The sequence below is a fragment of the Oryzifoliimicrobium ureilyticum genome, from assembly GCF_037199735.1.
In the GTDB taxonomy this organism is placed as follows: Bacteria; Pseudomonadota; Alphaproteobacteria; order Rhizobiales; family Rhizobiaceae; genus Rhizobium; species Rhizobium ureilyticus.
The window spans coordinates 114,157-134,557 of record NZ_JBBBVQ010000019.1; the positions used below are offsets into that span (position 1 = coordinate 114,157).

Consider the following 20,401-nt stretch of genomic DNA (forward strand, 5'->3'; position numbering starts at 1 on the left):
TTTTCACCCGATCCATTATCGTTGTCGCCAAATCTCAGGGGGATCTGCCGTGCTTATCATTTTCAGCGGATTGCCAGGAAGCGGAAAAACGACGACCGCGCAAAGCCTCGCGCGAGCGATCGGGGCTGTTTATCTCAGAGTTGATACGATCGAACAGACCTTGCGGGAGGCCGACGATGGACGACATGAAGGTCCTGCCGGCTATATGATCGCGTACCGTGTCGCCGAAGATAATCTCGTGCTTGGCGCAACGGTTATCGCAGACTGCGTGAATGGTCTAAATCTGACACGTGATGCCTGGATGCTGGTCGCGGCGAAAACAATCTCACCGGTTGCGGAGATCGAGATCGTCTGTTCCGACGAGAAAGAACATCGCAGGCGGGTGGAGACCCGGGATACCGACGTTGAAGGCCTTATCAAGCCGACGTGGTCCGAAACGCAGACGCGCGTTTATGAACCGCGCAAGCGTACACCCATCATGATTGATACGGCCGTTCAATCGACGGATGAGATCGTCGCCGATCTGATCGAGCGTCTCGGCTTCACGAAGAAGCGCGCTGGCCTTGCTAAAACTTGAATTTTATGTGAAGGAATTCGCGCCGCAGGATAGGCTTCGGCAGAAGAACTTTCGCTTGCGGGTTCAGCTTTCGTGTAAAATTGCGTGAACGCCATCTATTCGATGCGTATCACGCTAACGGACTATTAACGATAATAGTGTCTTACTCGGAAAGTCACAGTTTGTGCGGTGCACGCCTTCCTTTGACCAAATTTGACGGCGAGGAAGGCGGCATAAGGCTACGAGCTTGACCAGGGCTTGCAGGCGTCGGCCGGAACTCTTCTTGCGCGATCAACTTCATTCCGCCCGGTCGAGAGCCGGGCGTTCGGATTCGGGGATTTGGGATCTATGGAACAAGCAGGATTGGCAGCAGCAACAGCCGACGTAACACTTTGGTCGCTGTTCATGCAGGCAGGTCTCGTCGTGAAACTGGTCATGCTCGGCTTGATCGGCGCGTCCGTGTGGACCTGGGCGATCGTCATCGACAAAACGATGGCATTCAACAAAGCGCGGCGGCAATTCGATAAGTTCGAACAGGTGTTCTGGTCTGGCCAGTCTCTGGAAGAACTCTACAGAACACTTTCCGAGCGAACGAATACAGGCCTTGCTGCGATCTTCGTTGCGGCGATGCGCGAATGGAAAAAGAGCTTCGAGCGCGGAGCGCGCTCGCCGATCGGACTGCAGATGCGTATCGACCGGGCGATGGACGTCACGCTGACGCGCGAATCTGAAGTTCTGTCGGCGCGGCTGGGTTCGCTCGCCACCATTGGCTCTGCCGGCCCCTTCATCGGTCTTTTCGGTACGGTCGTCGGTATCATGACCTCGTTCCAGGCGATCGCCGGTTCGAAATCCACGAACCTTGCCGTTGTTGCGCCTGGTATCGCCGAAGCTTTGCTGGCAACGGCCATCGGCCTTGTCGCCGCTATTCCGGCGGTTATCGCCTACAACAAATTTACCGCTGATGCGGGCAAGCTTTCCGGTCGCATGGAAGGCTTCGCGGATGAGTTTTCTGCCATCCTTTCGCGCCAGATCGACGAAAAGCTGCAGCCGCGTCAGGCGGCGCAGTAAAAGGAGCGCACTATGGGAATGGCTCTTGGAGGCTCCGGCGGCAGCGGCGGTGGACGACGCCGTCGCGGGGGCGCACGGCGCGCCGCGATCTCTGAAATCAACGTGACGCCGCTTGTCGACGTTATGCTCGTGCTGCTCATCATTTTCATGGTGGCCGCACCGATGATGACCGTCGGCGTGCCTGTCGACCTGCCGGAAACGCAGGCAAAGGCACTGAATGCCGAAACCCAGCCGATCACGATTTCCGTGAAGAACAGTGGCGAAGTCTTCATTCAGGAGACGCCGATCGCCGTTGAAGACGTTGCCGCGAAATTGGAAGCGATTGCCAAGACTGGCTACAACGAACGGATTTTCGTGCGTGGTGATGCGACCGCTCCCTATGGCGTAATCGCCGATGTGATGGCGCGCATTCAAAATGCCGGCTTCAAGAATATTGGTCTCGTCACACAAGAGAAGAAGAACAAGTAGCCGCGCCGATGAAGGCAAGTGTCGTCACATCCGGGATTTTGCATGGCACGCTCCTCGCCTTCATGCTGGTGACCCTTGGGGCACCAGAACCCATGATGTCGCCGGAGAGCGAAGCCGTGCCGGTCGATATCGTTCAGGCCGATGCCGTTGCGCAGGGCGACGATAAGGCGCCTGCCAAGGAAAAGCCTGCTCCTAAGCCGACCGAGCGCCCCGACAACAACGAGAGCGCGGAAAATCTCGGTGACAACAAGACTGACATCAAGGCTCCGCCGGTTCCGAACGCCAAACCGACCAACAGCGACGCTGTAGCGCCGCCGAAGCCGAGCGAAAAACCGCAGCCGGAAAACGATCCGACACCCAATGAGGTCAAGGACGTGGCGAAGGAAGACACAGATACGGTTGAACAGAAGCAGGCCGCCAGCCAGCCTCCGCCGCAGCCTGCCATTCCGACGCCGCCGAAGCCTGAGGAAAAGCCACAAGAGGATGCCGAGCCGCCGAAGCCGGATGCCGAAGCCTTGCCGGACAAGGTGCCGACGCCGGTCGTGAAACCGCAGCCGAAGCCGCCTGAGCAGAAGCCGGTCGAGAAGCCGGCGGAAAAACCGCAGGACCAACAGAAAGCGACTGAGACCGCCAGCGACAAGAAGAAGGCGGATCAGAAGCAGCAGAAGGCGAAGTCGACCAATTCGCCGAAGAGCGATTTCAATGCCAATGAAATTGCAGCGCTTCTCGACAAGCGCGATCCTTCCGCCGGCGGGGCCAAACGTTCGACGCAAACCGCCTCGCTTGGCGCCAAGAAAGCGCTTGGTACCGCGCTGAGCTCGAATGAAATCGACGGTATCAAAGGGCAAATCGAAGGCAACTGGAACATGACGCCGGGCATGCCCGGTGTTGAGGAGGTTCGCGTGCAGGTCGTGGTCCAGTTGGACCAGCAGGGCAATGTCGTCGGGCGTCCGGAAGTCACGGCAACGGGTGGGCCGGACAGCACGCGCCGCGCCGTCGAGTTTGCCTGTCTTCGCGCCGTAATGCGCTCTTCGCCGCTTAAAAACCTGCCTGCCGGAAAATATGACGGCGAGACAGGCTGGAACACAATGACACTGAACTTCGACCCGAGCGACTTTGCGCTCTAAGACATCGCGCCGCGTCTGCGGCTCGCATAATGCTGAAAGGCTTTTGGGATGATCAAGAACAAGTTGATACGCGCGCTTGCGATTGCGGCGGGTATTTTCGCCACGATGATCGTTGGAAGTCCGGCCAATGCAGCCGTGACCATCGATATCCGGAAAGGCAATGTCCAGCCCTTGCCGATTGCCATCACGGATTTCGTGCAGGGCGATATGGCGGCACAGATCTCGGCCGTTATCGCCGCCGACCTGCAGCGCTCGGGCCTTTTCGCGCCGATCAACAAGCAGGCCTTCATCGAAAAGATCACCAATCCCGACACATCGCCGCGCTTCGAGGACTGGAAGGCCATCAACGCCCAGGCGCTCGTGACGGGTCGTGTCACGCAGCAGGCGGATGGACGGCTTCGCGCTGAATATCGTTTGTGGGATACCTTTGCCGGCCAGCAGCTTTCGAGCGGCCAGTTCTTCGCTCAGCCGGACAGCTGGCGCCGCGTCGCGCATATCATCGCCGATGCGATCTACAAGCAGATCACCGGTGAGGACGGCTATTTCGATACCCGCGTCGTTTTCGTGTCCGAATCGGGTCCCAAGCAGCAGCGCAAGCGTCAGCTGGCGATCATGGACCAGGACGGTTTCAACGTGCGTACGCTGACGGACGGACGTGACCTTGTGCTGACGCCGCGCTTTTCGCCGAACCGGCAGGAAGTGACGTACATGTCCTTCGCCAACAACCAGCCGCGCGTTTATCTGCTGCAGCTTGAAACGGGACAGCGCGAGGTCGTCGGTAACTTTCCCGGCATGACTTTCTCGCCACGCTTTTCGCCCGACGGTCAGAAGGTCATCATGAGCCTTCAGCAGGACAGCAACTCAAACATCTACACGATGGACCTGCGCTCGCGCACGACGACGCGCCTTACCAGCACGGCAGCGATCGACACATCGCCCTCCTACTCGCCTGACGGCCAGAAGGTCGCGTTTGAAAGCGATCGCGGCGGCCAATCGCAGATTTACGTGATGAATGCGGATGGTTCCGGCCAGACCCGCATTTCCTTTGGCGATGGCCGTTACTCGACCCCGGTCTGGTCTCCGCGTGGCGATCTCATCGCCTTTACGAAGCAATCGGGCGGTAAGTTCTCGATCGGCGTCATGAAGCCGGATGGTTCCGGTGAGCGCATCCTGACGACGGGCTTCCACAACGAAGGTCCGACCTGGGCGCCGAACGGACGTGTCATCATGTTCTTCCGCGAGGCGGCAGGATCTGGCGGCCCGCAGCTCTATTCGATCGATCTGTCGGGGTATAACGAACAGCTGATCAAGACCCCCGGCTACGCATCGGACCCTGCATGGTCTCCGCGGCTGGAATAGGCGTGCCTTTTTCTTGCCGCAAAGTCCTGAGAACGCAGCTTATTCACGAAATCAACGGCCTGTTAACCATAATTGTAGATTGTGCATTAACCGAGTGTGGTTACAGTCTGGCAACCCTGTCATCAGACAAATTGACATCGTAAGGAGAGGACCGGCCATGAGCCGTATCGAAGCCCCGGCAATGAGCCGTATTCGCAATTTCGCCGCTAACCCCGTCATGATCGCCCTGTTTGCGGGCCTTGCACTTGCAAGCTGCGCCAAGAAGCCAGTCAACAGTGCAGGCGATCTCGGCCTCGGCGGCGCTGGCTCGGCCACGCCCGGTTCGGCTCAGGACTTCACCGTCAATGTCGGCGACCGCATCTTCTTCGATACGGACTCGTCGTCGATCCGTGCCGATGCCGGCCAGACGCTTGACCGTCAGGCTCAGTGGCTTGCCCGCTATCCGAAATATGCGATCACCGTTGAAGGCCATGCCGACGAGCGCGGCACGCGCGAATACAACCTTGCACTCGGCGCACGTCGCGCTGCAGCCGCCAAGGACTACCTGGCATCGCGCGGTGTTCCAGCTTCGCGCATGAAGACGATCTCCTACGGCAAGGAACGTCCGGTTGCCGTCTGCGACGACATTTCCTGCTGGTCGCAGAACCGCCGCGCCGTTACCGTTCTTGGTGGTGCAGGCATGTAAGCGTCTCGCCAGCGCCAAGGCGCGAGCAGAGAATGACGATTTCGTGAGGCGGTCCGCGTGCGGGCCGCCTTCTCTTTTTGACCACACTTTGGCCAGTTTCCGTTGCTTTTTGAAGCCAGTTGGCAAAATCTCCTGTTTGTGCCATCCGGCGCAAAGAATCACTGGGACTGGGACAGGAAAAACCACATGAAGAAATTTGTCGTGGCAGGCATGGTATGCCTGGCGGCGATCGCAGGGACGGGAAGCGCGGCAAGCGCAACCACGCTGTTCGGCTGGCATCTCGGCGAACGGCAAGCTGCGCAGCCACCGGCACCGCAGGCGCCGATCGTCAATGTGCAAAGCGGCGGGACGGAAATGCGCGTCCAGCAACTCGAGGAGCAGATGCGCCAGTTGAATGGCCGCATCGAGGAAATGAGCTATCAGTTGCTTCAGATGCAGGAGACGCTGCGCAAGAACCAGGAAGACAACGAATTCCGGTTCCAGTCTCTTGAAAAGGGCGGCGCTGCACCAGCCAGCGCACCGGCCGGCAACACGAAGCCGATGAAGAAGAGCGAAGCGGTGCCACCTGCCGGTGGCGCTGGCGGAGGGGCTAGCGGCGGCGATGACGTTGCCGGTGTCATCAACCAGACGGATGACTTGGGGCAGGGGGCGGCAAGTGACGCCCCCTCGGTCGGCCAGCCACCACGCCAGCTCGGCTCCATTCAGTTCGACCAGAAGGGCAATCCGGTTGGCGGCGGGGTGAACCCGCAGGCCAGCGTGGGTTCGGGGCCGCCTCCGAACGTCGACAAGAGCCCATCCTCGCAGACCGCCTCTCTCGGCAGCGAGAACGATCAGTATAAAGCGGCCTATAACCACGTGATTGCCGGGGATTATCCCCTGGCTGAGCGCGAGTTCACCCAATATATCCAGCAATATCCGTCTGGCGCCAAGGCTGCCGAGGCAAATTACTGGCTGGGTGAAGCGCTCTATTCTCAGGGTAAGTATAATGAGGCGGCAAAGACCTTCCTGAATGCCCATCAGAAATATGCGGGCACGCAGATGGCGCCTGAAATGCTTTTAAAGCTCGGCATGTCGCTTGCCGCGCTCGATAATACCGAGACTGCCTGCGCCACACTGCGCGAAGTAACGAAGCGCTACCCCAAGGCTTCCAAGGCCGTGACCAACAAGGTGGCCAGTGAACAAAAGCGCCTCTCCTGCTAGAGGAAGGCACTTTGGTCGTGGATAGTCCGCCCGGCCTTTCAGAGGCTCTCGGCCATTTCTTGGACAAGCTGGATGCGCCCTGCCGCATCATGGTAGCCGTCTCCGGCGGCAGCGATTCTACCGGTTTGCTTGTCGGACTTGCCGATGCGATAGCAGCTCATCCTCATTTGCAATTCTCTCTTTGTGCCGCAACGGTCGATCATGGACTGCGCAAGGCATCTGCAGACGAGGCGATGGCTGTCGCGATGCTCTGCCGCACGCTGGGGATCCCACACAAAATTCTGACGTGGCACGGAGACAAACCAACCAGCGGATTGATGGCGGCTGCCCGCGAAGCGCGCTATGGGCTGCTCGCTGAGGCCGCCGAAGCCTTTGGCGCCAATCTTCTTGTAACAGGTCATACACTCGACGACCAACGCGAGACGCTGCTGATGCGCTCGCAGCGGTCTGCAAAGCCAACCGGCGGCATTTATGATCTTGTTCTTTACGATCGCAGACTTTGGATTGCGCGACCGCTCCTGACATGCACGCGTTCCGCCATTCGCGATTTCCTGAGAATTCGCGCCGTGTCGTGGATCGACGATCCGAGCAATGAAGACGAAAAGTATGAGCGGGTGCGCTTGCGAAAGGCGCTCGCCGCCGGCGCAGCCCGCCCGCTCGCTGTTGCTCCACTGCTTGACGAGGGGCTTGGTCTGCGCGCTGCCAAATGGCTGGAGACGTGCTTTACTCTTCATCAGGGGTGCCTCGGTCAAATCGCGCGCTCAGGTCTTGAGGCGGAGCCCGCGGTTCTCGATTACGGTCTTTCCCGCCTTGCCAGCATTTTCGGCGGGCGCGAATTTTTGCCAGGCGAGGCGCAGCGGCTGGCGCTGATGGACTTTGNCGCTCAGGTCTTGAGGCGGAGCCCGCGGTTCTCGATTACGGTCTTTCCCGCCTTGCCAGCATTTTCGGCGGGCGCGAATTTTTGCCAGGCGAGGCGCAGCGGCTGGCGCTGATGGACTTTGCGGCAGGCAAGGGGCCGCGACGCCTCGCGATCGCGCGCACATTGTTCGACATGCGCCGCCAAGGACTTTACCTCAGCCGTGAGGCGCGTGGTCTGCCGACTGCAACCGTTGCGCCCGGCGGAAAATTGATTTGGGACGAACGCTTTGTGATTGCCAACGTCTCATCGCATGCGATCTCGGTGAAGGCTTACAAGGTCACACCAAGCGAGCCTCAGGCGGACGCCGCATTCGAAGACGTCAGTTCCCTGCCGGCGCAAGCGCTTGCCGTCGCGCTTGCCTGCCGTCCCTTTATTGTAAGGCAAACAGCGGGCGAGGTGCGCGTTACGCCTTACGTCGCGCCTTTCGATCGATTTCTGACAAAATTGGATTTCGCCTTTGCGCAAGTTGTCGCACGGAAATGGTCATTGATGGGCTATCCAAGCCCGCCTCTCGCCCTTATAGACGGAAATTAAGCCTTACATGGGCGTCTGCCTTGGCAAGCGCTTACCGGACCCCTATGTTAGGAGCCTATGAGGCGGCCTGCGGCCGCATATCCGGGGAGTTCGATGAACCCTAACTTACGTAATTTCGCCCTTTGGGCGATCATAGCTCTGCTGCTGATCGCCCTTTTCAGTATGTTCCAGACCTCGCCCACGCAGTCGAGCTCACGTGATATTGCCTATTCGCAATTCCTTCGTGAAGTCGATGCCGGACGGGTGAAGGAGGTTGTCGTGACCGGCAACCGCATCACGGGCGCCTATGCTGAAAATGGTACTCCATTCCAAACCTACGCACCTGTAATCGACGACAATCTGCTCGAGCGTCTGCAGCAGAAGAATGTCCAGGTTGCAGCGCGTCCTGAGGTCGATGGTTCTTCAGGCTTCCTTTCATATCTCGGTACCCTTCTACCGATGCTGCTGATCCTTGGCGTCTGGCTGTTTTTCATGCGCCAGATGCAGGGTGGTTCGCGCGGTGCCATGGGGTTCGGCAAATCGAAAGCCAAGCTCCTGACAGAGGCACATGGCCGCGTGACGTTTGAAGACGTTGCCGGTGTCGACGAAGCGAAGCAGGATCTTGAAGAGATCGTCGAATTCCTGCGCGATCCGCAAAAGTTTCAGCGTCTTGGCGGCAAAATTCCGCGCGGTGTGCTGCTCGTCGGTCCGCCCGGTACGGGTAAGACGCTTCTGGCGCGCGCCATTGCGGGCGAAGCCAATGTGCCGTTCTTTACGATTTCGGGTTCCGACTTCGTCGAAATGTTCGTTGGTGTCGGTGCCTCGCGCGTTCGCGACATGTTCGAGCAGGCGAAGAAGAATGCGCCATGCATCATCTTCATCGACGAAATCGATGCCGTCGGTCGCCATCGTGGCGCAGGTCTCGGCGGCGGTAACGACGAACGCGAACAGACATTGAACCAGTTGCTGGTTGAAATGGATGGTTTCGAAGCCAACGAGGGGATTATCCTCATCGCTGCGACGAACCGTCCGGACGTTCTCGATCCAGCGCTGCTTCGTCCGGGCCGCTTCGACCGCCAGGTCGTAGTGCCGAATCCAGACATCGTCGGCCGTGAGCGTATCCTCAAAGTTCACGCTCGCAACGTGCCGCTGGCGCCGAATGTCGATCTGAAGACGCTGGCGCGTGGTACGCCGGGCTTTTCGGGTGCCGATCTGATGAACCTCGTCAACGAAGCTGCTCTCATGGCAGCGCGCCGTAACAAGCGCGTCGTCACGATGCAGGAATTCGAAGACGCCAAGGACAAGATCATGATGGGCGCGGAACGTCGTTCCTCGGCCATGACCGAAGCGGAAAAGAAGCTGACCGCCTATCACGAAGCAGGTCACGCGATCACCGCGCTCAATGTGGCCGTGGCCGATCCGCTGCACAAAGCGACGATCATCCCGCGCGGTCGTGCCCTCGGCATGGTCATGCAGCTGCCGGAAGGCGACCGCTACTCCATGAGCTATAAGTGGATGGTGTCGCGTCTGTGCATCATGATGGGTGGACGTGTCGCTGAAGAGCTGACCTTCGGCAAGGAAAACATCACGTCAGGCGCGTCGTCCGACATCGAGCAAGCCACGAAGCTCGCTCGGGCCATGGTGACGCAATGGGGCTTCTCCGATCAACTCGGTCAGGTCGCCTATGGCGAGAACCAGCAGGAAGTCTTCCTTGGTCATTCGGTATCGCAGTCGAAAAACGTCTCCGAAGCTACGGCTCAGAAGATCGATAACGAAGTGCGCCGTTTGATTGACGAGGCCTATCAGCAGGCCCGCACCATCCTCACGGAAAAGCATGATGAATTCGTCACGCTGGCGGAAGGTCTCCTTGAGTATGAGACCCTGTCAGGCGATGAAATCAAAGCTCTGATCAAGGGCGAGAAGCCGTCGCGCGATCTCGGCAACGACAACCCGCCGAGCCGCGGCTCCGCCGTTCCCAAGGCTGGCGCTCGCCCGAATAGAGGCGATGAGCCAGAAGGCGGGCTTGAACCGCAACCTCACTAAGATGAAACCCGCTTCGGCGGGTTTTTTCATGCCTGTGCGGTATCTGTTCGGTAACGTCGGATGATGCGGTAACGGGATATGATCGCTTTTCTCGCTATTTTACGTGCTGAATCGCTGAATTTATGCGATGCGCTAACCAATCATTAGTAAGCCCTGACCAAGGCTTCTAACAACATGGCATGTATCTGACATCGCCATCAGGCTGTGCGCGGCAAATGGCCTGCGCAGCATGTAAAGGAGCATTCATGAAGAGACGTTACTTCGGCACCGACGGCATTCGCGGCCAGTCCAATGTTTTCCCGATGACGCCGGATCTTGCCATGCGTGTGGGCATTGCTGTGGGCACGATCTTTCGGCGTGGCAATCATCGCCACCGCGTGGTGATCGGCAAGGATACCCGTCTTTCCGGCTACATGCTGGAAAACGCAATGGTCGCCGGTTTCACGGCAGCAGGTGTCGATGCTTTCGTTCTCGGACCGATCCCGACGCCCGCCGTGGCGATGCTGACGCGTTCGTTGCGGGCCGATATCGGTGTGATGATCTCCGCCTCGCATAATCCATACCAGGATAATGGCATCAAACTGTTCGGGCCGGACGGCTACAAGCTTTCCGACGATCTCGAGATGCAAATCGAGGATTTGCTGGAGCGCGACCTTTCCACGCAGCTTGCAAAGTCCGACGATATTGGCCGCGCAAAGCGTATCGACGGCGTACAGGACCGCTATGTCGAACATGCCAAGCGTACCTTGCCGCGCGATGTTACGCTGAAGGGCCTGCGGATCGCCATCGATTGCGCCAATGGCGCGGCCTATAAGGTTGCACCGCAGGCGCTTTGGGAACTTGGCGGGGATGTCGTGACGATCGGCAACGAGCCGAACGGAACGAATATCAATCTCAATTGCGGTTCCACCAGCCCCGTCGCGCTGCAGAAGAAGGTCAATGAAGTGCGCGCCGACATCGGCATTGCCCTTGACGGCGATGCAGACCGCGTGATCGTGATCGACGAGAACGGTTCGATTATCGATGGCGACCAGCTGATGGCCGTCATCGCAGAAAGCTTTGCCGAGAGCGACCAGCTGCGCGGCGGCGGGATCGTTGCAACGGTCATGTCCAATCTGGGGCTTGAGCGCTTTCTTCAGGGCAAGGGCCTTGGCCTTGTGCGCACGAATGTCGGCGACCGCTATGTGGTCGAGCATATGCGGCATAACAATTACAATGTCGGCGGCGAGCAATCCGGTCATATCGTTCTGTCCGACTACGGCACCACCGGTGATGGTCTCGTCGCTGCGCTGCAGGTTCTGGCGGCGGTCAAGCGCACCGGTAAGACCGTCAGCGAAGTCTGCCGGCGCTTCGAGCCGGTCCCGCAGCTTCTGCGCAATGTGCGTATTACAGGCGGCAAGCCGCTGGAAGAGGCCGAAGTGATGCAGGCTATCGACGATGCCAAGGCCGAACTGGGCAATCGCGGTCGTCTTGTCATCCGACCTTCGGGCACCGAGCCTCTTATCCGCGTGATGGCAGAAGGTGATGATCGCAGCCAAGTCGAGCGTATCGTCAACGATCTCGTCACCGTTATCTCGGGCGTACGCGTCGCCGCGTAGAGTCATCCCAAAAAGGTCCGAGCAGGTTCGTCGTGCAACGCGCGCATTGCGCAATGCAGTGCCGTGGTTTGCGCTGGGGTTTGCGCTGGGGCCATGTGGTTGCATCCTGTTTGAGAAGCCTTGACGCGAGCTGCGTTGCGCCACAACTTCCACCTCTTTCATCAGGGAGGCGAAGAGGGATGCATGGTCTGACGATCTTTGCCTTGGTTGTTCTGGCTTTCGGGTTGGGAGGGAAAAGCGTGTATGGCAACGAGGACCATTATCCCGAGCCCCTCGCTTCGACACGCGGCGAACTGACCGAGAGACTACAAAAGGCCGGCCTTTCGACGCATGCGGTTTCGGCAATTGGCGGTTCGGCGCGGGAAGCGCTGCTGCTGACAACGATCCCTTCGGACGATGCAACCATTCCGATCGGCGCCAGCAAATTTGGTGGGTCGCCCGATCTTCCAAGGCAGATGGGATGGCCCATTCGTCCCGCGTATGACAATGCGGCCGAGCTCTCCAAACAATTCGAGACGGAAGCAGCCAACCTTTATGCCGATGCAGGGCAAGCTCCGCCGTGGATGAATGAGGAGGAGGGGCGTGCTTACCTCGAGCGCCGAACTGCGATGAACAAGAAACTGATGGAGGAGACGCGCGCGCTTTTGAGCAAATACGATCCTGATGGCGCGCAGTTGGAGATACCCAAGCGCGATGTGTCTGAGATTGCCGATCATGCGCAAGAATTGCTGCGGCAATCGAAGGCCGTCAAAGAAGACTTTCCGCTGATGTTCATCGCCCAGCTCGACCTCGGCGAACTCAGTCAGAACAACGCCCTTGATCCCGCCTTGCCCAAAACGGGCAGGCTGCTCATCTTTTACGATCTTCCTATCTTGCCGCCGGATTTCTCGCCGGCAGCCAAGGCCGGGTGGAAGGTGGTCTATGACGAAACGCCGTCGAAGGATCTGCAGCGCGCCGTTCTGCCGCCGGTCCTGAAGGAATTTCCCTCATCTGCGCCATTGACCTCAGCTAAGCTGCAGCCTCAGTCTGCCGTTACCACGATGCCGGTTATGGATGCGTCTTATCGTGCTTTGGAAGGCATGCAGACGGACGATACGCAGCGATATCGCGATTGGCTCTCCAATCTTGGCTGGCCAACCGATCGACCGGGTGTTCATCAACTTGGAGGCTGGCCACTTCTCATTCAGCCGGGACTGCAATCACGGACCCAGCTCGCCGCGCATGGGATTGATGCCGGCAACAGTGAGGCCTTTGACAGCGCAGATGCAAAAGCTCTTCTGCCGGAAGCGAAGGCTTGGCATTTGGTGCTGCAAATCTCCACGGACCCGGCAATTGGTTATCATCTGCCAGGCACCCTGAACTTTATCGTCAGAGATGATGATCTTGCTCAAAAGCGGTTCGATCGAGCCTGGGTTGTCTATCAGCAGGATTGATCGGCAGAGCATTTCGTGGAGCAAAACGCAAAAAAAAGCGCCCTACCGTTGGGGCGCCCTTTGATGTTGCAAAGGCAGCCGATCAGGCGAATTCCGGCTCGGATTTTTTGATCGCGCTCTTGCGTCCTGATGTTGCAACTTCAAGCTGGATGCGCCGCAGACGCGCAGCGCTTTCTAAAAGCTGAGCAAAGGCAGCCGGCGGTACGTTGTCTGCTTTGAGCACCAGGCCGATCATTGGATCGCTTACGATCTCAGAAATGGTCATCTCGGTATCCATCGTAATCCTCCATCATTTGAGAAGGACACTAGATGCACTCCGTAACAGCTTCGCGACCGAAGCAAGGTAAAATTGCGGCGGTGATTCACATAATGCTGATGGCTGTTTGAAAACGTGAGAGGCCGCTCAACAACAGTTAAGCGGCTTTGCCATTCGTGGCGACATCACCGGCCAGGTGACTACAGCCCACCGGGGAATGGTTGTTGCCCGCTCAAATCAAAAGATCTGAGCGGGACAAATCTTCAGGCCGCTCTGGCCAGCCGGCTGTCTTCGCGCGTCAGCTTAAAGTTTTGCAGCATGGTGTTCAAAGCTGCTGCCTCCGTGGCAAGACCATGGCTTGCCGCGGTTTGCTCTTCCACCATGGCAGCATTCTGCTGCGTCCCCTGGTCAATCGTATTGATTGCGGTGTTGATTTCCTGAAGACCCGTCGACTGTTCGTTCGAGGCGACAACGATGGCATTGATGTGCTTGTTGATCTCCTGCACTTCAGCGACGATGGCTTCCAGGGCCTTGCCGGTATTGCCGACCAAGGCCACGCCCGCCTCCACCTGCGATGTGGATGTGCTGATCAGCGTCTTGATTTCCTTTGCTGCTTTTGCCGAACGCTGGGCAAGTTCGCGCACTTCCTGCGCGACAACGGCAAAGCCTTTGCCGGCTTCTCCCGCGCGGGCGGCTTCGACGCCGGCATTCAGCGCGAGGAGGTTCGTTTGGAAGGCAATGTCGTCGATCACGCCGATGATCTTTGAAATCTCCGAAGAGGAATGCTCGATGCCTTCCATGGCCGCGACTGCATCGCCGACTATGACGCCGGATTGTTCGGCGTTGGCGCGGGTCTTTTCGACGAGGCGACGGACCTCTTCGGAGCGTTTGGCGGCGTCCTTCACGGCGGTGGTAATTTCCTCAAGGGCTGCAGCCGTTTCTTCCACGGAAGCAGCTTGCTGTTCGGTACGCTTGGCAAGATCGTCTGCGGAATGGCGTATCTCACTTGCGCCGGCATCAATCGCGCGCGCATTCTGGCCGACGTTGACGAGCGTCGCATTCAGCTTTGCCATCGACGCGTTGAAGTCGGTGCGCAGCCGATCGATACGCGACACGAACGGCGTATTGATCCTGTAGCTGAGGTCGCCTTCTGAAAGGCAAGCAAGACCCTTCGCGAGGGCATCGACGGCAAATTGAACATCCGCGCTGTCACGCTCACTCATCCGTTGACGTTCACCGCGCTCCTGCTCCGTTTGATTGCGCATGCGCTCCGTATCGCCTTCAAGACGTTGGCGCTCCAGCGCGTTGGTGCGGAAGACACCGACCGCAGCGGCCATGGAGCCAATTTGATCGGTTCTTTCAGCGCCTGGAATGGCGATATCGAGCTTGCCTGCCGCGAGTTCGTCCATTGCTGTGGTCATCTGGGTCACCGGGCGGATAACGAGGCGGCTTAGCAAGACCGCGAGGAAAGCGATCATGCCGGCAACTGCCAGAATGGTGGCAATGACTGCGGCGATGCGAAGCTCGGTCACGGAGGCATAGGCGGCTTTGCTATCGACCACGAAGCCGAGGTACCATTCGACCGATGGAAGACCCTTGACCGGGACGAAGCTGACAATCTTATCGACCCCGTTCAGGCCCGTATAGCTAAGCTGCGTACCGATTTTCGGTGTCTCGGACGGAAAAAGATCCGTCAGCGGCTTCAACACGAAGGCGTTGTCCGGGTGGATCAGAACCTTGCCGTCCTTGCTGACGAGAAAGGCATAGCCATCCGGCCCGGCATCGACCGACTGGATCATGGCGATCAACGCGGCAAGCGTAAAATCGCTTGCGGCAACGCCCACGAGTTTGCCATCCTGTTTGACAGGAAAGGCAGCGCTAATCACCAGCTTGCTGGTTGAGGCGTCGATGTAGGGCTCGGTCAAAATCGCCGCATCGGCCTTTACCGCTGCCTTGTACCACGGACGTTGGCGTGGGTCGTAGCCCGCCCGCATCTGGCTGACGGGCCAATTGTTATAGGCGCCGTCTTCCTGTCCATAATAAGTGGACTTGAATTCGCGAACGAGAATATCGTTGTGAAACGCGGTTTCGAGGCTCTTCTGATCGGTGGTCTTCGCAAGAGCCGAGGCAACCATTTCGGTCATGGTCACGCGCCCGCCGAGCCAGTTGGCAATGCTTTGCGCTGCTTCGTTTCCGGTCGCGCCTATCTTGTCTTCGACGAATTCCTGGGCGGCCTGCTTTTGCAGGCCGTCGATATAAAGAGAGAAGCCTCCGAAGGCGACGGCGACAACGCAGGAAGTTGCAGCGACAATTCGGGTCATCAAATTCGATTTACGTGTCATGGAAAAACCTTGGCAAACAGCACCATGGCCATAGTTGGGAGGGGCCATGCTGATCGTCTGTGGCGTCATGCCAATGGGGAACAAGACTGATGTCTTGCCGATCGCGGTCTTAAGCGGGGGCATTAAGACGTTTCATGGATCGCTTCTTACGAACGACAGGTAAAGAAAGCATAACTCGGTGCCGGTTGAGGCCTTTGCGAGCATCTCAGAAAGAGTGCGAAGGACATTCTCCCCCCAAATTCTTGGGGGTGCGGGCTCGTTTGGCACAGACTTCAAGAAAAGGTGGCTCTGAAAGATCTCGTTACAGATCTGTCCCACATGAACAAAGCGAACCTGTCCGTCTCTTGGCAAAATATTCACCATAAGCGTTAAGGTTAAGTGGGCCTTAACGTTTCGGCCTTAGGCTTGTCGCTCAAGATATTGGATTGCGGCACGTTGCTGACGCGCCGTCTGGAGCGAGAACATGAAACGTTTTTTGACTGGCTTTTTCGCCGCCATGGTTATTGCTGCGAATGCCGGGGCTGCTGATCTGGCCCCTGCTCAGCCGATCGGCGAGATGCCGCCAGAAGTGACGGTGACTGATACCGCGACAGGCTGGTATCTTCGCGGCGATGTCGGTTATGGCTTCAACGATCTGCGCGGCGCACGTTTTTATCAAGGCGGCAGCAGCGCGGACGAAGTGTCCTTTGACCGTGCCGAATTGCGCAACGCTTTTACCGGCGGCGTTGGTGTCGGTTATCAGGCAACCAGCTATTTCCGCACGGACCTGACATTCGACTATCTGTCACGTTCAACATTTCGCGGATCGACCTCGGGCTTTTGCGGTGCATGCGGACCGGGCGGCTCGTCCGTTCCCGCTACATCGCGCGACATATCGTCTTTGACCGCCTATAGCCTGATGGCCAATGCCTATGTCGATCTTGGCACCTATGCCTATGTCACACCTTATGTCGGCGCGGGTATCGGCGGCACCTACGTCAAGTGGAAGGACCTTTCCAATACGTCCTGCTCCGACGATGATTCCAGCTCGTGCGACGACACCACCTACCACCATGGCAAGGGAAGCTGGCGCTTCAGCTATGCTTTGATGGCCGGTGCTTCCGTTGACGTGACCTGCAACGTCAAAGCCGATGTCGGCTATCGCTACCTGCATGTCAGCGGCGGCGATATGTTCGGCTATGCCAACAATGGTGGCCCTGGTCGCGACAAGGGTTTTGATGTGCATGAAGCCCGCCTCGGTGCTCGCTATATCTTCGGCGGCTGCGCCCAGGCGAGCGTCGAACCGGCGCCGGAAATTCCGCTTCAGCCGAACGTTTACAAGTAAGCTGGATCAAGCCAGTACCCAAAAAGACAAGGCCGCGCCCAATGACGCGGCCTTTGCTTTTAAGCCGATAATGCAATTGCTAAAAAGCGCCCAGAGCCTTTTAAGTAAGCTTGCTCAGCGAGATGGCGGCGGCCATCTCTTTCGAAGATTACCCCTATGAGGTCAGTCGCGGCATGTTGATGGCCTTAAGGAAAAGCGCCTTCATGGCATCGCTGATACCCTGCGTCGGCGAGACTTCGAAGTAGAGGCCGGGCGTTGCGCAGTTCTGCATGTAGGAGCCGATCTGTGGCTGGAAGGGTGAGACCCAGCTGTTGTAGAAGCTGTTTTCCGGCAGGGGCAGATAGGTCGTGTAGAGAATGGCGATCTTCACGCCACGTGCCTTGAGCGGCTGGCAAAGCGTCTGATCGATGGGCTCGATGCAGCGGTTCTGCGAGACTTTCTTTCGTGTGCAAGCGACGCGGGCCGCGTCTGCCACGCCGTCAGACACGAAGAACAGGATCTTTTCGGGCGAGGCTGCGCTTGCGCCGTTTCCGGCGGCCGGAATTTCCTGTGCCATGCTCGTAAGAGTGCCGACGAGGTCCGTTGTCTGGTCGCTGTTCCAGCCCTGCTTGGGGATAGTCATCAAGTCAATGCCCTTGGTCGGATCGTTGGGGTCAGTGGCAATGGCGTTGTTCACAGCAGTCAGATCGCTGGTGAGCGGGGCCACTTTCAACAGGCCGGCCGTCTCGGCCTTTTGACCGAAGGAATAAACGGCCATGCGAAACTGGTTGTCAGACGCACGGCTGTTGGTGGCCGTCTGCGTCAGAGCTTGCGTCGCCTGGCGCACGACATCAATACGCATCGTAATGTTGAACTTCTTGGCAATGCTGTAGTAACTCGGCTTGGCTGTCGTCGCATCCATGTTATGGCAGGCAAAGGCGCAGGTGTCCGTCGTTTTGGACTTCAGCAAGTTGATGTCGGCGCTGGTTGCCCCGAGCCCCATCGACGGCGTGTTGTCGATGAGGATGTAGAAATCCATGAACGCCGATGTCTGATACTCGGCTGTCGCAACACCGCTAACGGTGATCGTCTTTTGTCCGAGGAGCTGCGAAAAAGTTGTCGGAACAACGGCGCTGTAGGTCACCTTCGACGTAACCTTGTTGCCGTTCTTGACGACGCTCGTGTTCAAGTTGACGCTGAGGGAGGAGACGTCGGAACCGGCCTGGCCCATGAACAGAGCCCGGGCATCTTTTGCTCCGTCGTCAATCGGCCCATCGCCCTGCATGAGCATCGCCTCGCGAACGGCGACGGACTTTTCTGCGACGGAACCGACGGCCGCAGCATCGGCGGCGTTGTTCAACGAGGTCCGCACGGAGTAGGCCTCGGAGAAATCGATGGCAAGACCTGCAGCGCCGGCAATCGGCACCATGAGGATTGCCGACATCATGCCGAAATTGCCCGATCTCGAACGCAGAAACTTCTTGAAAATCATCACATCCCTCTTCGGCGATCCACCCTTTGGCGGGCTTGCGGCCGAGCCTGACGCATGAGAACGCGTTCAGCAGTGGCGAGGACGCGCCGAGAGAGTGTCGCGGAAACCCAAACCAGCTTCCGGCAAATTGGCTAGCATGAGAGCTGCTAACGTTCGTCAAACGGGCGTGGTTATCGGGATGTCAACAAATTAGGTAAAGGCTTACCGAGGCGCGACAATTGCACCTTCTCGAAGCCGATTGAGCGTCATAATGGCGTGCGAAGATCAAAAGGATGCGCAGATCTTAAGAACCTGCACATCGGCCTTCGAACGTGTTTCTTCTGGCGCCGACCAGATGTCTATCTCGCGAAGAACGCCGAGCGTGGTTTCGCAGGAACGGCAACGCGATGCGTCCTGCCGAACGCACCATCGTCTTGAAGGTCTTTGATGCAATCTGTATCTGCTGCGCTCAAATCCGCCATTTGAGCGCGAGCTGCATCAAACAACGATCTTCAGCATGTCCCGTTCGACGCAGGTACCGTCTTTGTAAAGTTCGATGATGGCGCTTGCCAACGAGTCGCGTTCGCTTCGGGTTTTGATCCCCTTGGCTGCGCATGCATAATAGAAGACACGTTGGCACTTAGCCACGTCGTCCTCGGTCATGGCCATCTGGCCAGCCGCAATAATTTTCCGAATCATTTTTTGCCCCGTAATGCGAGATCAAGTCCCGCTGCCGCAAATCAGATTCTAGAGCTTCGCGACTCGCGAACAAGGTTTATTCACGCCTATGGCGAGTGCAACGTAATAAAAAAGCCCCGGTGTCGTCGTGGGGACACACGGGGCAGGAGGGGAAAGCTCGCGACTTGGCTAGCGAGCAGCTCCAGCATGCATAAATTCTGCTCAGAGAGGAGGCCGCGTGCCGCAATTTTGGTACGGCGGGGGGTAAAAATTCGACAAGGGCCTGTATTTTGCGAATCACTTCTTGTTCGTGCTTTGACTCATTCCAGACGAAATTCAAGTACATGCCGCTGTCTATGGAAGCGTCAGCCACGATTCCCGTTTTGCGACAGTCATTTTCTCTTGGGTTCAAAGCATAGAAATTTCTACTTCGGGCACTACCTTAACTTTTTCGAGAGTTCGCTACCTTATAGGTTGAACGTTGTTTCTGATGGGCATGAGGCTCATGTCAGGCGGCGCCCACGTTCTGATGGGTGCTTCCTTCCCCAATGTGTTTTCCTGACCGACTTTCAGTTCAGCGCGGCTTTCGCGCATGAGGTATATTATGTCCTTCCTCCAGCATGCCAAAATCCGGACGAAAATCATCCTTGTTCTTTTGTCGGTTTGCGTGGTCGGTGCCGCCGGCGCGCTTCTGATGTCGTACAATTTCAAATCCATCGACCGCGCCTATTCTGATCTTCTTGCGAAGGACGATGTCGTCAGCCTTGAATTGTCGCGCGCCAATACGCGAATGTTCGCCATGAGCTATTTTGCTTATCAGTCTTTGGCGGTGGATGACGGACCAGACACGATCGCGTCCGCCAAGGCCTATGATGATAACAAGAAGCTTCTGTTTGACGGCCTTGCAAAGATAAAGTCGATTGCGCCGGAAAGGGCGAGCGATATCGATGGCGTTGTCGGAAGGCTGAATGATATGGCTGCCCTCACGGACCAGGCGGTCAAGGCCGCTGCAACGAATAATGATGCAAACGCCAAGGCTCTGCTCAAGAAGGCCGATCCGCTCATTGCAACAGCAAGAACCGAAATTCGTAAGCTGCTCGATGCGTCTGTCAATCGGGTCGATGACAAAAGCAATGCCTTGAGCGACAACACGAACAACACGATCCTTTACACGCTGTCAGTGCTCGGCACCGTCTTCGTGCTGGCGCTGATCGCGGCGCTCTTCGTCGTCAGCCGCGGCATCGTTGGGCCGGTCGAAGCGCTGCGGGCACGCATGACCTCGCTTGCCGCTGGTGAGGCGGAAGCCGATGTGCCGGGACGCGAGCGCCGCGACGAGCTTGGCCAGATGGCCGCCGCCGTTGCCGTCTTCCGCGACAATGCGG

18 protein-coding genes are annotated in these 20,401 nt (G+C 57.9%); 14 read left to right on the forward strand and 4 right to left on the reverse strand.

Annotation, left to right across the window (positions count from 1 at the left end; all coding sequences use genetic code 11):
- Window positions 1-49 precede the first annotated feature (49 nt).
- From VQ830_RS22275 to VQ830_RS22330, 12 genes are all read left to right on the forward strand, one after another.
- On the forward strand, window positions 50-577 hold the full coding sequence (locus VQ830_RS22275) for a P-loop nucleotide/nucleoside kinase family protein (RefSeq protein ID WP_337270347.1): 528 nt from the start codon (window positions 50-52) through the stop codon (window positions 575-577).
- A 327-nt stretch (window positions 578-904) separates the two neighbouring features.
- On the forward strand, window positions 905-1,624 hold the full coding sequence (gene tolQ / locus VQ830_RS22280) for a protein TolQ (RefSeq protein ID WP_337270348.1): 720 nt from the start codon (window positions 905-907) through the stop codon (window positions 1,622-1,624).
- A gap of 12 nt (window positions 1,625-1,636) precedes the next feature.
- The gene (tolR, locus tag VQ830_RS22285) at window positions 1,637-2,092 is read left to right on the forward strand and encodes a protein TolR (RefSeq protein WP_337270349.1); all 456 of its coding nucleotides are present in this window, start codon (window positions 1,637-1,639) and stop codon (window positions 2,090-2,092) included.
- 8 nt (window positions 2,093-2,100) lie between these two features.
- Window positions 2,101-3,219 carry a cell envelope integrity protein TolA gene (gene tolA, locus VQ830_RS22290; RefSeq protein ID WP_337270350.1) on the forward strand — a complete coding sequence of 373 codons (1,119 nt, stop codon included), beginning with the start codon at window positions 2,101-2,103 and terminating at the stop codon, window positions 3,217-3,219.
- A 48-nt stretch (window positions 3,220-3,267) separates the two neighbouring features.
- Entirely contained in the window at window positions 3,268-4,578 is a 1,311-nt protein-coding gene (gene tolB / locus VQ830_RS22295; protein ID WP_337270351.1) for a Tol-Pal system beta propeller repeat protein TolB, read from the forward strand.
- 157 nt (window positions 4,579-4,735) lie between these two features.
- On the forward strand, window positions 4,736-5,263 hold the full coding sequence (gene pal, locus VQ830_RS22300) for a peptidoglycan-associated lipoprotein Pal (protein WP_337270352.1): 528 nt from the start codon (window positions 4,736-4,738) through the stop codon (window positions 5,261-5,263).
- A gap of 186 nt (window positions 5,264-5,449) precedes the next feature.
- The gene (gene ybgF / locus VQ830_RS22305; protein ID WP_337270353.1) at window positions 5,450-6,463 is read left to right on the forward strand and encodes a tol-pal system protein YbgF; all 1,014 of its coding nucleotides are present in this window, start codon (window positions 5,450-5,452) and stop codon (window positions 6,461-6,463) included.
- Window positions 6,464-6,480: 17 nt separating this feature from the next.
- Window positions 6,481-7,455 (forward strand): tRNA lysidine(34) synthetase TilS, encoded by a 975-nt coding sequence (tilS, locus tag VQ830_RS22310; RefSeq protein WP_337270369.1) that lies wholly within the window; start codon window positions 6,481-6,483, stop codon window positions 7,453-7,455.
- Complete coding sequence (locus VQ830_RS22315) at window positions 7,455-7,916, forward strand: hypothetical protein (protein ID WP_337270354.1); 462 nt, start codon at window positions 7,455-7,457, stop codon at window positions 7,914-7,916. Before tilS ends, VQ830_RS22315 begins: the two co-directional genes overlap by 1 nt.
- A gap of 93 nt (window positions 7,917-8,009) precedes the next feature.
- Window positions 8,010-9,938, forward strand: coding sequence for an ATP-dependent zinc metalloprotease FtsH (gene ftsH / locus VQ830_RS22320; protein WP_337270355.1), 1,929 nt, complete (start codon window positions 8,010-8,012; stop codon window positions 9,936-9,938).
- Between the two features lie 245 nt (window positions 9,939-10,183).
- The gene (gene glmM, locus VQ830_RS22325) at window positions 10,184-11,536 is read left to right on the forward strand and encodes a phosphoglucosamine mutase (protein WP_337270356.1); all 1,353 of its coding nucleotides are present in this window, start codon (window positions 10,184-10,186) and stop codon (window positions 11,534-11,536) included.
- Between the two features lie 179 nt (window positions 11,537-11,715).
- Window positions 11,716-12,969 (forward strand): DUF1963 domain-containing protein, encoded by a 1,254-nt coding sequence (locus tag VQ830_RS22330; RefSeq protein ID WP_337270357.1) that lies wholly within the window; start codon window positions 11,716-11,718, stop codon window positions 12,967-12,969.
- Between the two features lie 82 nt (window positions 12,970-13,051).
- On the opposite strand, the gene VQ830_RS22335 is transcribed toward VQ830_RS22330, so the two are convergent.
- Both VQ830_RS22335 and VQ830_RS22340 read right to left on the reverse strand, forming a co-directional pair.
- Complete coding sequence (locus tag VQ830_RS22335; protein ID WP_337270358.1) at window positions 13,052-13,246, reverse strand: hypothetical protein; 195 nt, start codon at window positions 13,244-13,246, stop codon at window positions 13,052-13,054.
- Window positions 13,247-13,488: 242 nt separating this feature from the next.
- Entirely contained in the window at window positions 13,489-15,567 is a 2,079-nt protein-coding gene (locus VQ830_RS22340; protein ID WP_337270370.1) for a methyl-accepting chemotaxis protein, read from the reverse strand.
- Between the two features lie 463 nt (window positions 15,568-16,030).
- Here VQ830_RS22340 and VQ830_RS22345 point away from each other — a divergent pair, with 463 nt between their 5' ends.
- A complete protein-coding gene (locus VQ830_RS22345; protein WP_337270359.1) occupies window positions 16,031-16,891 on the forward strand; it encodes an outer membrane protein in 861 nt (286 codons plus the stop codon).
- A gap of 154 nt (window positions 16,892-17,045) precedes the next feature.
- Here VQ830_RS22345 and VQ830_RS22350 read toward each other — a convergent pair whose 3' ends face one another.
- The gene (locus tag VQ830_RS22350) at window positions 17,046-18,362 is read right to left on the reverse strand and encodes a TadE/TadG family type IV pilus assembly protein (RefSeq protein WP_337270360.1); all 1,317 of its coding nucleotides are present in this window, start codon (window positions 18,360-18,362) and stop codon (window positions 17,046-17,048) included.
- Window positions 18,363-18,839: 477 nt separating this feature from the next.
- Window positions 18,840-19,040: a hypothetical protein gene (locus VQ830_RS22355; protein ID WP_337270361.1), complete on the reverse strand. Its 201-nt coding sequence runs from the start codon at window positions 19,038-19,040 to the stop codon at window positions 18,840-18,842.
- 583 nt (window positions 19,041-19,623) lie between these two features.
- On the opposite strand from VQ830_RS22355, the gene VQ830_RS22360 reads away from it, so the two are divergent.
- Window positions 19,624-20,401: HAMP domain-containing protein (locus tag VQ830_RS22360; protein WP_337270362.1), on the forward strand; the 778-nt coding region annotated here is incomplete at its 3' end.